The 15,029-nt window shown below is 36.7% G+C and carries 8 protein-coding genes; 4 read left to right on the top strand and 4 right to left on the bottom strand.

What is annotated here, in order from left to right; all coding sequences use genetic code 11:
* Positions 1-375: 375 nt before the first annotated feature.
* The 3 genes from gyrB (at position 376) to secDF (ending at position 6,439) form a co-directional block, all read left to right on the top strand.
* Positions 376-2,316 carry a DNA topoisomerase (ATP-hydrolyzing) subunit B gene (gene gyrB, locus B0I10_RS15385; protein WP_112087412.1) on the top strand — a complete coding sequence of 647 codons (1,941 nt, stop codon included), beginning with the start codon at positions 376-378 and terminating at the stop codon, positions 2,314-2,316.
* 29 nt (positions 2,317-2,345) lie between these two features.
* The gene (mdh, locus tag B0I10_RS15380; RefSeq protein WP_112087411.1) at positions 2,346-3,281 is read left to right on the top strand and encodes a malate dehydrogenase; all 936 of its coding nucleotides are present in this window, start codon (positions 2,346-2,348) and stop codon (positions 3,279-3,281) included.
* A gap of 191 nt (positions 3,282-3,472) precedes the next feature.
* Positions 3,473-6,439 carry a protein translocase subunit SecDF gene (gene secDF / locus B0I10_RS15375; protein ID WP_112087410.1) on the top strand — a complete coding sequence of 989 codons (2,967 nt, stop codon included), beginning with the start codon at positions 3,473-3,475 and terminating at the stop codon, positions 6,437-6,439.
* A gap of 316 nt (positions 6,440-6,755) precedes the next feature.
* Here the strand turns inward: secDF and lgt are convergent, their stop codons facing one another.
* From lgt to folE, 4 genes are all read right to left on the bottom strand, one after another.
* Positions 6,756-7,682, bottom strand: a complete 927-nt coding sequence (lgt, locus tag B0I10_RS15370; protein ID WP_112087409.1) for a prolipoprotein diacylglyceryl transferase — start codon at positions 7,680-7,682, stop codon at positions 6,756-6,758.
* Positions 7,683-7,764: 82 nt separating this feature from the next.
* Positions 7,765-7,989 carry a membrane protein insertion efficiency factor YidD gene (gene yidD, locus B0I10_RS15365; protein WP_112087408.1) on the bottom strand — a complete coding sequence of 75 codons (225 nt, stop codon included), beginning with the start codon at positions 7,987-7,989 and terminating at the stop codon, positions 7,765-7,767.
* A 231-nt stretch (positions 7,990-8,220) separates the two neighbouring features.
* Positions 8,221-9,702: a cysteine--tRNA ligase gene (gene cysS, locus B0I10_RS15360; protein ID WP_112087407.1), complete on the bottom strand. Its 1,482-nt coding sequence runs from the start codon at positions 9,700-9,702 to the stop codon at positions 8,221-8,223.
* 306 nt (positions 9,703-10,008) lie between these two features.
* Positions 10,009-10,680 (bottom strand): GTP cyclohydrolase I FolE, encoded by a 672-nt coding sequence (gene folE, locus B0I10_RS15355; RefSeq protein ID WP_112087406.1) that lies wholly within the window; start codon positions 10,678-10,680, stop codon positions 10,009-10,011.
* Between the two features lie 156 nt (positions 10,681-10,836).
* Between folE and B0I10_RS15350 the strand changes: the two genes are divergently transcribed.
* Positions 10,837-15,029 (top strand): PKD-like domain-containing protein (locus tag B0I10_RS15350; RefSeq protein WP_317047192.1); only part of this gene is annotated, 4,193 nt, incomplete at its 3' end.

Here is a 15,029-nt window from a genome sequence, read left to right as displayed (position 1 = left end):
ACAAATCATTCTCCGATATTCTTCAGAAAATAAATGTCTAGTTTGTGTTGTAAATAGTTTTTGATTTGATTTCATAAGTTACACTTTTGTGTAAACCTATTTTAGGACAAGACACCCGACAAAAACCAGCCTTTGGACGATCCCGATAGCTATCGGGATGCAACGAAAAGCCTGACCCGTAGCTTGTCGGAGGGGCACGCCCAAATGAATAAATTTACTCCAAATTTCTAAATAAAATGCGTTTGAAAAAAGCAATAAAAAATCAACAATTTGTTAATAACTTATCTTCTTTGTGATGGTGTTAAGATAGAAAATCCCTCACAATTCCGTATATTTGCCTATTACACAAAAATTACATTTTAGCATTAAATTTATATGAGCGAAGAAATCAAAAAGAACAGTTATTCAGCAGACAGTATTCAGGCCTTAGAAGGGATGGAGCACGTGAGAATGCGACCTTCCATGTATATTGGAGATACCGGTGTAAGAGGTTTACACCATTTGGTTTATGAAGTGGTGGATAACTCAATCGATGAGGCGTTGGCCGGACATTGCGATACCATTACTGTTTTTATTAACGAAGATAATTCGGTTTCTGTTGAAGATAACGGCCGGGGTATTCCGGTTGACATGCATAAAAAAGAAGGGGTTTCTGCTCTAGAGGTGGTTATGACCAAAATTGGTGCCGGAGGTAAATTTGATAAAGATTCCTATAAAGTTTCCGGTGGTCTTCACGGGGTTGGAGTTTCGTGTGTGAACGCACTTTCCGACCATTTGAGAGCAACTGTTTTTAGAGACGGAAAGATATACGAGCAAGAGTACGAACGTGGAAAAGCGATGTATCCTGTGAAGCAAATTGGTGAAACGACCAAACGCGGAACAATGGTTACGTTTAAGCCTGATACCACTATTTTTACACAAACAATTGAATTTTCATATGACACGTTAGCCGCACGGATGCGTGAATTGTCCTTTTTGAATAAAGGAATCACGATTACAATGTGTGATAAAAGACATTTGGATGAAAAAGGCGAATTAGTAACTGAAACATTCCATTCGAAAGAAGGTTTGAAAGAATTCGTTCGATTTTTAGATGGAAATCGTGAACCTATCATTTCGCATGTGATTAGCATGGATAATGAAAAAGGCGAAATCCCGGTGGAAGTGGCGTTGGTTTATAACACAAGTTATTCTGAAAATATTTTCTCGTATGTAAACAACATCAATACGCATGAAGGTGGGACGCACTTGCAAGGTTTCCGTATGGGATTAACGCGTACGTTGAAGAAATATGCTGATAGTTCAGGATTATTGGATAAATTGAAATTTGAAATTTCTGGAGACGATTTTCGTGAAGGATTAACGGCGATTATTTCGGTAAAAGTACAAGAACCACAATTTGAAGGACAGACTAAAACCAAGTTAGGGAACCGCGAGGTTGTTTCTCCGGTAAGTCAGTCGGTGGCAGAAATGTTAGAGAATTATTTGGAAGAAAATCCAAATGACGCAAGAATCATTGTTCAAAAAGTAATTTTGGCCGCACAAGCTCGTCACGCAGCGAAAAAAGCTCGTGAGATGGTGCAACGCAAAACCGTTTTAGGCGGTGGCGGATTACCGGGTAAATTATCTGACTGTTCGGAACAAGACCCGCATAAATGTGAAATTTTCTTAGTCGAGGGAGATTCAGCAGGTGGAACGGCAAAACAAGGTCGTGACAGAGCATTTCAGGCGATTTTACCGCTTCGTGGTAAGATATTGAATGTGGAAAAAGCCATGCATCACAAAGTGTTTGAAAACGAAGAGATTAGAAATATTTTCACAGCATTAGGTGTAACCATCGGAACCGCAGAAGATTCAAAAGCATTGAACTTGGAAAAGTTAAGATACCACAAAGTAGTCATCATGTGTGATGCTGATGTCGATGGTAGTCACATTTCTACGTTGATTCTAACGTTCTTCTTCCGTTTTATGAAAGAATTAATTGAAGGCGGTCACGTTTATATTGCAACACCACCTTTATATTTAGTGAAAAAAGGAAACAAAAAAGAATATGCTTGGAATGATGACCAACGTGATATGATTAATCAACGTATGGGAGGTTCTGCTGGTATTCAACGGTATAAAGGTTTGGGAGAGATGAATGCTGAACAATTGTGGGAAACAACATTGAATCCGGATTTTAGAACGCTACGTCAAGTTACCATTGATAGTTTGGCTGAAGCAGACCGCGTTTTCTCGATGTTGATGGGAGATGAGGTTCCGCCTCGTAGAGAGTTTATTGAGAAGAATGCGGTTTACGCAAATATTGACGCATAAGAAATTATATAAATATAAAAATTAATAAAATGAAAGTTACCATTGTAGGAGCAGGAAACGTGGGTGCAACATGTGCCGATGCAATTGCTTACAGAAGAATTGCCAGCGAAATTGTATTGTTAGATATCCGTGAAGGTTTTGCCGAAGGGAAAGCCTTAGACATCATGCAAACGCAAACGACGTTAGGTTTTAATACAAAAGTTTCAGGAAGCACAAACGATTATTCAAAAACGGCCGGAAGTGATGTAGTTGTTATTACATCGGGAATTCCGAGAAAACCGGGAATGACTCGTGAAGAGTTAATCGGAATTAACGCCGGAATTGTAAAATCGGTTGCAGAAAGTTTGTTACAACATTCACCAAATGCAATTGTCGTTGTGGTTTCAAATCCAATGGATACGATGACGTATTTGACGTTGAAAGCAACTGGTTTGCCAAAAAACAGAGTTATCGGTATGGGTGGAGCTTTGGATAGTTCACGTTTTAAGACGTATTTGTCTCAAGCATTAGACAAACCTGCCAATGACATTCACGGAATGGTAATTGGTGGTCACGGTGATACAACAATGATTCCGTTGACTCGTTTAGCGGCTTATAATGGTGTTCCGGTTTCTGAATTTTTATCTGCAGAAAAATTGGATAAAGTTGCCGCGGACACGATGGTGGGTGGAGCAACATTAACCGCTTTATTGGGAACTTCAGCGTGGTATGCTCCGGGAGCTTCTGTAGCTTATTTAGTTGATAGCATTTTGAACGATCAAAAGAAAATGATTCCATGTTCTGTGTTTTTAGAAGGAGAATACGGTCAAAGCGATATTTGTATCGGTGTGCCTTGTATTATCGGTAAAAACGGAATTGAGAAAATTGTTGACATCGACTTAAACGCAGACGAAAAAGCAAAATTTGCCAAAAGTGCTGATGCTGTTAGAGCAATGAATGCTGATTTGAAATCTGTTTTAGCGTAACAATTTTCACATAATATAAAAGAGACTGCAATTTTGCAGTCTTTTTTTTGAGATTAATCCATAAATAAATTGGTTAATCCTATTCATAATTATATATTTGCACGTTTTATAAAATCGAAAAGAATCACTTATTTTCTTTTTACTTATAAATCAAAACCTTAACCAACAAAAATTAATTAATTCAAGTAATAATGCAGAGTAAAGGACTTATTAAATTTTTCGCAATTTTATTTGCATTGGTATGTATTTACCAACTTTCATTCACCTTTGTGGCTAATAAAGTAAAATCGGATGCCAAAGCTTTTGCCGGAGCAGATGTAACTAAAGAAGCTAAATATTTAGATTCAATCGGTAGAGAAAAAGTATTCAGCTTAGGGTTTGTAGATTATACCTTTAACGAGGTAAAAGATAAACAAATTAACAAAGGGCTTGACCTTGAGGGCGGAATCAATGTTATCCTCCAAATATCTGTAAAAGATATATTGGTTGGATTGTCAAACGATTCGCAAGATCCGGTTTTTAATAAAGCCTTAGCCGACGCCACCAAAAACATAAAAGGAAATCAAACTTATTTAGATGCCTTTTTTGAAGCGTTCGATGCAGAGTCAAAAGGTAAAGTTAAGTTAGCTTCGCCAGATGTTTTCTTCAACAAAAACTTGGATGGTGAGATTGATTTAAAAATGACTGATGCTCAGGTTAAAGCAGTTATTAAAAGAAAAGTAAACGAATCGGTTTTAAGTGCTTTTGAAGTACTAAGAAAACGTATCGATAAATTTGGTGTTACGCAACCAAATATTCAACAATTAGGTGAAACGGGGAGAATTCTTGTGGAATTACCTGGTGCAAAAGATGTTGATCGTATTAAAAAATTATTGCAAAGTACGGCTCAATTAGAGTTTTGGGAAACACATAAATTTGAAGAAGTTGCTCCCTATTTAGGTCAATTAAACGAAGCTTTAAAAGCAACTGAAGTAAAATTTGATACGAAAGAAACAACAAAAACAGGAATTGACTCTTTGTTGACAGATGCTTCTAAAGATTCATTAGCCAATTCAAAAGGAAATAATCCGCTATTTGATAAAATGTTATCATACGGTGGCGGACCGGTTTTGGGCTATTTTGCCCCAAAAGATACAGCGGCAATCAATAGTTATTTAAATAGAGAAAGTAGCAAATCAATGCTAACTCCTGAGTTACGTTTTGCTCGTTTTGTTTGGGGAAAACCAACGACCATTGATAACGAGAAAAAAGAAAAAGTTGAAGCAATTGAATTGTATGCTTTAAAATCAGATGGTCGTGCAGGCAAACCAGCCATTAGTGGTGGAGTTGTCGTCGATGCAAGAGATACTTTTGATCAATTTGGTAAACCGGCCGTATCCATGCAAATGAATGGTAAAGGCGCCAAACAATGGGAGGAATTAACAGGTAAAGCTTTTACCCAAAAAAGTAGCATTGCGATTGTTTTAGATAATATAGTTTATTCTGCACCTGGTGTTTCTTCTGGACCAATTTCAGGTGGTAGTTCTGAAATTTCTGGTAGTTTTACAATTGATGAAACAAAAGATTTAGCCAATGTTTTAAGAGCCGGTAAACTACCCGCCAAAGCAGACATTGTTCAATCGGATGTGGTTGGCCCATCATTAGGTCAAGAAGCAATTGATAACGGTATGTTATCTTTTATGATTGGAATGATATTAGTCGTACTTTGGATGATTTTATATTACGGAAAAGCAGGTATTTATGCAAACATTTCATTGTTAGTGAATATCTTATTTATCTTTGGAATTTTAGCAAGTTTGGGAGCGGTATTGACATTGCCTGGTATTGCCGGTATCGTTTTAACGATTGGTATGGCTGTAGATGCTAACGTAATTATTTTTGAAAGAGCGAAAGAAGAATTAGATGCAGGAAAAACATTAGAAGAAGCGGTTAACTATTCGTTCACGTGGAAAGGAGCAATGTCTTCAATTTTTGATGCAAACATTACAACTGCTTTAACGGCTTTAATTTTATTAGTATTTGGAACAGGGCCTATCAAAGGATTTGCAACCACTTTATTAATTGGTATTGGAACATCATTATTTACATCTATTTTTATTACAAGATTATTATTGGATTGGAGTTTGAGAAAAAATCAAAATCTTACTTTTTCTACACCAATGACACACAATTGGTTTAAAAACATGAATATTGATTTCTTGAGTAAAAAGAAAATTGCTTATGCCATTTCAAGTGTATTAATCATTGTTTCTCTAGTTTCATTGTTCTTTGTAAATGGATTAAATCAAGGTGTTGACTTTGTTGGAGGACGTACTTTCCAAGTTCGTTTTGAGAAAGAAGTCACTGCAAGCGAAGTGAGTGCTGTGTTAACAAAAACATTTGGAACGAATGTAGAAGCAAAAACATTTGGAGACGGTAATCAGTTAAAAATAACGACTAAGTATAAAGTTGCCGAAGAAAGCGAAGGTGTTGATAAAGAAGTGAATGATAAATTATATGAAGGATTAAAATCATACTTTCCTAATACAAGTCGTGAAGATTTTATTACTAATTCAGATGGAAAACAATTTGGAGTTTTACAAGCTTCTAAAGTAGGTCCTACCATTGCAGAAGATATTAAAACAAACTCATATTGGGCAGTATTAGGTTCATTATTAGTAGTTTTCCTTTACTTGTTAATTAGTTTCAGAAAATGGCAATTCTCATTAGGAGCTGTTGGTGCTGTATTGCATGACGTAATTATCGTATTAGGAGTTTATTCATTATTCTGGAAGTTCTTACCATTCAACATGGAAATTGACCAAGCGTTCATCGCTGCAATTCTAACTGTAATTGGTTATTCATTAAATGATACTGTGATTGTATTTGACCGTGTGCGTGAGTTCTTAGGCACACATGAAAAAGGCACTTTTAATGAAGTAGTGAATAAAGCCTTAAATACTACAATCAGTAGAACAGTGAATACATCGTTAACTACGTTAATCGTTTTGTTTGCTATCTTTATTTTAGGGGGTGAAACTATCCGTGGATTTGTATTTGCTATTTTGGTTGGTATCTTAGTAGGAACTTATTCTTCCTTGTTCATTGCAACGCCTTTAATGGCTGATACAGTTAATAAAGAAGAAGAAAGAAAAAGAGCTTTAAAGAAAGAAGAATAGTATTTCATACTTTTTAAATAGGAACCCGGCTTAGGTCGGGTTTTTTGATGACTATTTTTTTTCAAATGTATTGGAATTAAAAAATCTTGTTTTATCATCCATGATGGGTAATTTTAACTAACTGAAAATGATGAACTAGTTTTTTTTGGTTTACAAGACCTTACAGATTTTTAAAATCTGTAAGGCGTAAATAGCTAATCGAAAACTTGATTAGCTTCTTCGATTTAAACTTAATTACGAAGCATACTGTTCTATTAATTACCAATAAAAAAACCGACTCATAAAGTCGGTTAGTTTAAACTATAAATAAAAAAGATTACGCTTTCTTCGGTCTAAAAATATAATACAAACCAATCAGAACAAACGGAATACTTAACCATTGTCCGGTTGTTAACGAATTAAAAGCAGAATATTCTTCAAAACCACCTTGGCTTGCTTTTACAAACTCAACGACAAATCGCACTGACCAAAGTAAAACCATGAAAGTTCCAAAAAGCAAACCTTCTTTTTTTCTGGCTTCTGTTTTCCAATACATGAAAAATAGAATCAGAAAGACAAAGACATAACCAAATGCTTCATATAACTGTGATGGATGTAAAGCCGGAACTTTATCTAATAAATAAGAAAACTCCGGATTGTTAGAAATGGCTTTGTAGGCTTCTTTCGGATTGGCTATTTTAGTGCTTAAAACGGCATCATTCTTACTATAAAAATCTTGAACAAACTTAATTCCAAACGCTGAATTAGTTTCGTGACCTACAATTTCAGAATTAAAAAAATTCCCTAAACGCACAAATATTGCTCCACTCGCCACTGGAATTACAACACGGTCTAACATCCAAAGTAACGATTGTTTCATGATTTTTTTACTGAAATAAACCATAAACAAAATAATGGCAATCGCCGCTCCATGGCTGGCTAATCCGGAAAATCCGGTGAATTCAAATTCAGGTTTTGTTCGAATTGGCAAGAGGATGCTCAACGGATCTTCACGAAATAATTCCGATTGATAGAAAATCACATGACCTAATCGTGCTCCTATTAATGTTGCAACTACGGTGTAAATAAATAAACTATCAAGTTTTTCAAGCGGTTCATTTTCTCTGTTAAAAATATGTTTCATGATATACCAGCCTAATGCAAAAGCAACCACAAACATCAAACTATAAAAGCGAATGACAAAAGAACCGATTTCAATTCCTTCAGACGGATTCCAAACAAAAGCCAAAAAAGATGTAACCATAAAAATGTTATTTGACGTAAATGTAAACGAATTTCGCAGAACTTGCAATGTCGAACATTTAATTAATTCTTAAAAAGTAAAATCATGGAACCGGATCATAACCGCTTTTTCCCCACGGATGACATTTTGAAATACGTTTCACAGAAAGCCACATCCCTTTTAAAACACCGTGTTTCTGAATGGCTTCCGCCGAATAATGCGAGCAAGTAGGCTCAAATCGGCACGTTGCCGGAGTGAGTGGCGATATCACCGTTTGATAAAATCGAATCAAAAATATAAAAGGAAACTGAATTATTTTTTTTAGCATTGATTTTGGTGTTTTTGAATAAAACTAACTCAATGGCACACGGATTTTTCAGATTACACAGATTCTCACAGATTTTAATAGCTTCGCTATATTGGATTTAAGTGGATTCAAACCTTCAAAATAAGCAGAAAGCTACAACTTCTCGTCTCCCCTCCTTTGGAGGGGGTCGGGGGTAGTTGTCCTACGTTATTACAACTTTGTAAAAACCCGCAACTCACAACTCGCGACCATTTAACTAACACTAAAACTCGTCCCTTCCTTTCCATCTTTCAGCTGTATTCCAACAGACAAAAGTTGATCGCGAATTTGATCCGAAAGAGCAAAATCTTTATTCGCACGAGCTTCGTTTCGCATTTGAATCATCAAATTAACTACGCCTTCTAATTTTTCAGAATTATCGTTGGCGGCTTGTTCATCTGTAATTCCCAAAACATCAAAAATAAAACCTTTTAGCGTTGCTTTCAGTTCATTCAAATCATTCTCAGTAATCGTTTCTTTACCGTCATTAATCAAATTCACAAAACGAATTCCTTCAAACAATTGTGCTATTAAAATGGGTGTATTAAAATCATCATTCATCGCCTCATAACAGCTTTTTTTCCAAGCCGAAATGTCCAAAGTAGAGGAGGAGTCGGTTTTTAATTTATCCAACAAATCCATTCCTTCCATTAAGCGATTGAATCCTTTTTCTGAACTTACAATCGCATCGTTAGAAAAATCCAACACACTACGGTAATGTGCTTGAAGCATAAAAAATCGTGTCACATTGGGTGAAAATGATTTACTTAAAATTTCGTTTCCACCACTAAAAATTTCATTGGGTAAAATAAAATTCCCGGTTGATTTGGCCATTTTTTTACCATTCAAAATCAGCATATTGGCGTGCATCCAAAAATTTACCGGACTATGTCCCGTACACGCTTCGTTTTGAGCAATTTCACATTCGTGGTGTGGAAATTTCAAATCCATTCCACCACCGTGAATATCAAAAGTCTCACCTAAATATTTGGTGCTCATTGCGGTACATTCCAAATGCCAACCCGGAAAACCAATTCCCCACGGCGAAGGCCAACGCATAATGTGTTGCGGTTCGGCTTTTTTCCACAAGGCAAAATCTTGTGGACTCTTTTTGTCTGAAACACCGTCCAAATCACGTGTGTTCGCAATCATATCCTCGATATTTCTACCACTCAATTTTCCGTAATGGTGTGTTTCATTAAACTTTTTTACATCAAAATATACTGAACCATTCGATTCATACGCAAAACCATTGTCAATTATTTTTTTTATAATCTCTTGTTGCTCAATAATATGTCCGGTGGCGGTTGGTTCAATACTTGGCGGAAGAAAATTTAATTTATGCAAAATCGTATGAAAATCAACCGTGTAACGTTGCACAATTTCCATGGGTTCCAATTGCTCAATTCTAGCTTTTTTGGCAATGCGGTCTTCGCCTTCTTCTGCATCATTTTCCAAATGACCGGCATCGGTAATATTTCGCACATACCGAACTTTATAACCTAAATGAAGAAAATAACGAAAAATCACATCAAAACTCATAAAAGTCCGCACGTTTCCGAGGTGAACGTTGCTGTAAACCGTTGGTCCACATACATACATGCCCACATTTCCTTCGTGAATGGGTTTAAAAACTTCTTTTTCACCCGAAAGCGAATTGTATATTTTTAAGGTTTGATTTTCGTATAATTTCATTACTATTTCTCTTTTTTTAACTCCAAACTAATTACTCCCAACTGAAAACTGCGACTGATCCCGATAACTATCGGGAGCGACTGAATAAGAAGCTAATCCCGCTATCCATTCCAATCTTTCGTCAAAAAAGTTATTTTTCTAAGTGTTTTTTGTGCTTCCTTTGGTCGCAAAAAAACACTAACAAAAATATACTTTTTTTTCCGCAAGGATTTCCATTGCTATCGGGGCTAGGAGAGTGCAAAAATCAATGCCAAAACTCCCATCACCCATTACCAATCACCCATTACCAATCACCCATTACCTTCTCTAAAACTTCGTCTCCAATTTAATATAATCCAAAAACTCTCTTCGCACTTTGTCTTCTTTAAATTTTCCGCCAAATTCAGAAGTAACTGTGCTACTTTCTATATCTCTGATTCCTCTCGAGTTTACACACAAATGTTTGGCATCAATCACGCAAGCCACATCTTCAGTATTCAATGCTTTTTGTAATTCTTGCACAATTTGCATCGTCAATCTTTCTTGCACCTGCGGACGTTTTGCAAAATAATCCACAATGCGATTCATTTTAGACAAACCAATCACTTTTCCACTGGAAATATAAGCCACATGAGCTCTTCCAACAATTGGTAATAAATGATGTTCGCAAGTAGAATATAGCGTGATGTTTTTTTCCACCAACATTTCACCATATTTATAACCATTTTCAAACGTCGAGGAACTTGGTTTTTTAGAAGGATTTAATCCTCCAAAAATTTCTTTGACAAACATTTTGGCCACTCGGTTCGGAGTGCCTTTCATGCTGTCGTCTGTTAAGTCCATTCCGAGTGTCGTCAAAATATTGGTCACATCTTTTTTGATTAGTTCAATTTTTTGATCATCCGTTAATTCAAAAGCATCTTTTCTAACCGGATTTTCTACAGAAGTTCCAATGTGGTTGTCACCTAAATCATCGGAAAAAGTATCATTGTTGTTCATTAAATTATAGTATAAATAAGTAAACTTATAAAGTCTGCAAAGATAAACAAAACAAGGAAATTTTCGGGTATAAAAAAATGAATTGTAAAATTTAGAAATTTTAAGATAATTCTAAGTTAAAATTATGTAAATTTCCGGCTTTAAAAATTCCAAATCATGAATATAAGAATACTATTTTGTTTGTTTAGTTGTTTTGTAATCAGCTTTTTAAGTGCTCAGAATTTAATTCCAAATGGCGATTTTGAGCAGGGAGCAGGAATCGGTTTTCAATCCGATTATAATTTAGTAAATCCAGGAGCTGGTCAGGCGAATAGTGTTCCAAGACAGTATGCAATTATAAATAATCCTTTTCTTTTAAACACCTCTAATTTTCTTCCTTCAGGAGATTACTCAACCGGAAGCGGTTTAATGATGGTGTGTGATGGAGCATCTGGACAATCAGAAATTTTTTGGAAAACAAACGGTGATATATTGTTGCAAGGCGGTACGCAGTATCGTTTTAGGTATTTCATTCAATCGGTAAATACGACCAATCCACAAGCTGAAATTGGGTTTAGAGTAATGCAAGGTGGGACAAATTTATTCAATGGTTCGTACACTGTTTTGCCGCCTGCAAGCGGCTGGCAAGAAGTGGTCTATGTTTTTACAGTTACCGGAACAGGCAACCAGTTTAGAAGGTTAGAATTATTTAACATCAATCAAAGTGCCGTTGGAAATGATTTTGCTGTGGATGAAATCATCCTAGAAAGATTACAGCCATTAGGAATTAATTATTCATCGATTAATGTAACTTGTTTTGGTCAAAGCGATGGCTCTATAGTAGTGTATGGCCTAGGGGGTTCGCAACCTTATGCTTCATATTCAATTTCTGGTCCCGTAAACCAAACTAACACGGACGGTATTTTTGTTGGACTCCCACCGGGAACCTATACGGCTTCTGTAACTGATACCGCTTCGGACACAGCAACTGCCACAGGAATACTTATAACACAACCTAATAATATAACAGTAACACCCAATCGAACGATTTGTTTAGGGGAATCTGCTACACTAACCGCTTCAGGTGCTGATGATTATGTTTGGACAGCTGTTCCGACAGATCCATCAATCTCTAATCCAAACAGTGCTTCTATCGTGGTCAGTCCGGATGTTACAACCACCTATACGGTCACTACAACCACAGTAACACCTAGAAATTTAATTTTCAATGGTGATTTTTCTTTAGGTAATACCGGTTTCACTACAGAGTATCAATATTTAGACCCTGTAAGTCCTTTTGGTGTTCAAGGTGCTTATGCAGTGGTCACCAATTCACAAAGTTGGTTTGCTGGTTTTTCTAGTTGTAACGATCATACTACAGGAACCGGAAATATGATGGTTATTGACGGTTCAATTGCTAATGCCGGAAACGATAAAGTTTGGTGTCAAACCGTACCGGTAACACCGGGCCAAGATTATACTTTTTCGTACTGGGTGCAAACTGTTGCAACGCCAAACCCTGCTGACTTAGAAGTAGTGATAAACGGAATTGCAATAGGTGCTAATCTCGCTCCTTCCACTACTTGTGGATGGGTGCAAAGATCGTACACTTGGAACTCAGGAACTGATACCATTGCAGAAATTTGCATACTAGATAGAGTAGTAACCGCAGCCGGAAATGATTTTGCGATTGATGATATTGAATTTGTAACGAATATAACTTGTAACCTTACTGAGTCTGTAACCGTAACGGTGCAAACCATTTCAGCTACAGCTGCATTTACAACAGTTGATTCAACCGAATGTCCCGGCACTAGAGTGCTAACTTTTAGTGGTACACCCAACACGAATATCACTCTTGAATCAAGTTCAGGAGCATTTTATAACATACCTATTAATGCCGCAGGTACAGCTTCGTTTACCACACCTTTTTTAATTACAACCACAACATTTACTTTAATAAGTATTTTTCAAAATCCTCCGGGTTGTGTTGCTCCTTTAAGTGGAAGTGTGACCATTACAATTAATTTAAACGGTTGTGCTACTGTTATTACGGGGGAAGTAGGGGTTGATACAGGTTTTGATTCTACAAATTCATGTGAAGCAGGTGGATGTGTTGATTTAACTGCTTCTTTTGTTGATTTTGGAACAACAACACAATATACAGTAAGTGAAATAGACTTCTGTCCTCAAGCACCATTTGTAAATAGTGGTGCTCCTTGGAATGAGTTGTATGGTAATCCTCCTCCTCTAGGTGGTGTAGATGGAGATGATGAGTGGTCTGCACCATTTGTTTTTCCAAACCCAAACCCTTCAGATCCTCCGTTTGTTTTTTGTTTTTTTGGTAATCAATATACAAGTATTAATGTAGGAACTAATGGAGTTATTACATTTAATCCTCAAGCAGGAGGTAGTAATTGTCCATGGGCTTTTAATCAAACAATCCCTAATCCAGGATTTCCAATCAGAAATGCAATATACGGTGTATATCAAGATACTAATTTTGCTGTAACGCCAACTCCTCCTGCACAAATTAGTGCAACTTATGCAGTTGTAGGAACTTATCCTTGTAGAAAATTCATAGCTAATTTTGCTAATTTACCTCAGTTTTCATGTAATAATGGTGTTGGTTTACAGACTTCTCAAATAGTTTTGTACGAAATATCAAATATTATTGAAGTATATGTTCAAAGAAGGACACCTTGTCCAGGATGGAATAGTGGGAATGGTTTAATTGGAATTCAAAATGCAGCTGGATCATTAGCATATACTCCTCCTGGATTTAATACGGGAGCTTGGTCTGCAACAAATAGAGCATTTAGATTTACGCCATCTGGACCTTCCTCAACAACATTTCAATGGTTAGAAAATGGTGCACCTTTAAGTAGTGATTTAAATATAACGGTTTGTCCTACAGTAACTTCTGTCTACACAGCAGAAGTAACTTATACGCAATGTAGTGGTGTAACGGTAGTAGAAAGTGATTTTACTGTAAATGTTTATCCACCTGAGCCCGGCACAGACCCAAATGATTTAGACGAGTGTGAAAATCTTTTTGATTTAACTGAAAATGATCCGGTGATTGTTGGTAGTGGAAATGCATTTGATTTTAGTATTGGATATTATTTAACTCAAAATGATGCAGAGTTATTATTAAATCAAATTCCAAATCCAACAGATTATGTGGCAATTAGTAATCCTCAAACTATTTATGTTAATATATCTGACTTTAACACGGGTTGTGTTCGAACTAGAGAATTTGATATACAGTGGAATTCATGTATCTTAAACCCTGATGCACTCGATTTGGTTTTGTGTGACGAAGTAACACCCGGTAATAATTTTGAAATCTTTGATTTAACCCAAAATGATGATGATGCACTAAATGGCTTAGATCCTACTTTGTATACCGTTACTTACCATACCAATCAACCAGATGCAAATGTTGGAGCAGCACCAATTGTTCCTGCGAATGCCTACAACGGTACTACCGAAACCATTTATGTTCGTGTAGAAGAAAACGCGGATCCGACAGTTTTTGGTACTACATTTTTTTCTTTAACGGTCAATCCAAGTCCTTCCATTTCGGATAGTACATTGGAGATTTGTTCTGAAGATGCTTTTAGTGTTACACCTATTACTGTTGGGGCAGATGTTGTTCCATCTGGAACCACCTATACATGGACAGTTGCACCTACAGCGGGAATTACGGGGGCCTCTGATCAAGCCACACCGCAAACCACAATAAGTCAAACGTTGACCAACACAACAGATGTTGTAACTGTTGTAACCTACACGGTTACAGCTTCTGTAGGCACAGCACCAAATAGTTGTACAAACACTTTTGAAATAAATGTGGTTGTCAATCCAAAACCAAGTATTTCCGATTTTACCCCTTCCATCTGTTCGGAGCAAACCTTTACGGTAAGTCCAACAACAAATGGAACAGATTTAGTTCCGGCAGGAACGACTTACACATGGACAGTTATAGCACCGGCAGGAATTACCGGAGCTTCAGATCAAGCAATTCCACAAACAGATATTAGTCAGACATTGACTAATTCTACTGAGATTGAGTTAGATGTCGTTTATGCGGTTACCGCTGCAGTAGGTACTGCACCCGATATTTGTACTGATACTTTTACCATAACAGTAAGAGTTAATCCCTTACCAATCATAAATGATAAAGTTGCTATTATTTGTTCAGAAGATACGTTTACGGTCACCCCAGTAACCTCCTCACCGGAGGTTGTCCCCACGGGCACCACTTACACCTGGACGGTTTCCTCACCGGTAGGAATCACAGGAGCATCGGATGAGACTAATCCGCAAACGAGCATAAGTCAAACTTTAACCAATACGACAGCTGC

Source organism: Flavobacterium lacus (assembly GCF_003268815.1).
Lineage (GTDB): Bacteria > Bacteroidota > Bacteroidia > Flavobacteriales > Flavobacteriaceae > Flavobacterium > Flavobacterium lacus.
This window is presented reverse-complemented; position numbering and strand designations above follow the sequence as displayed.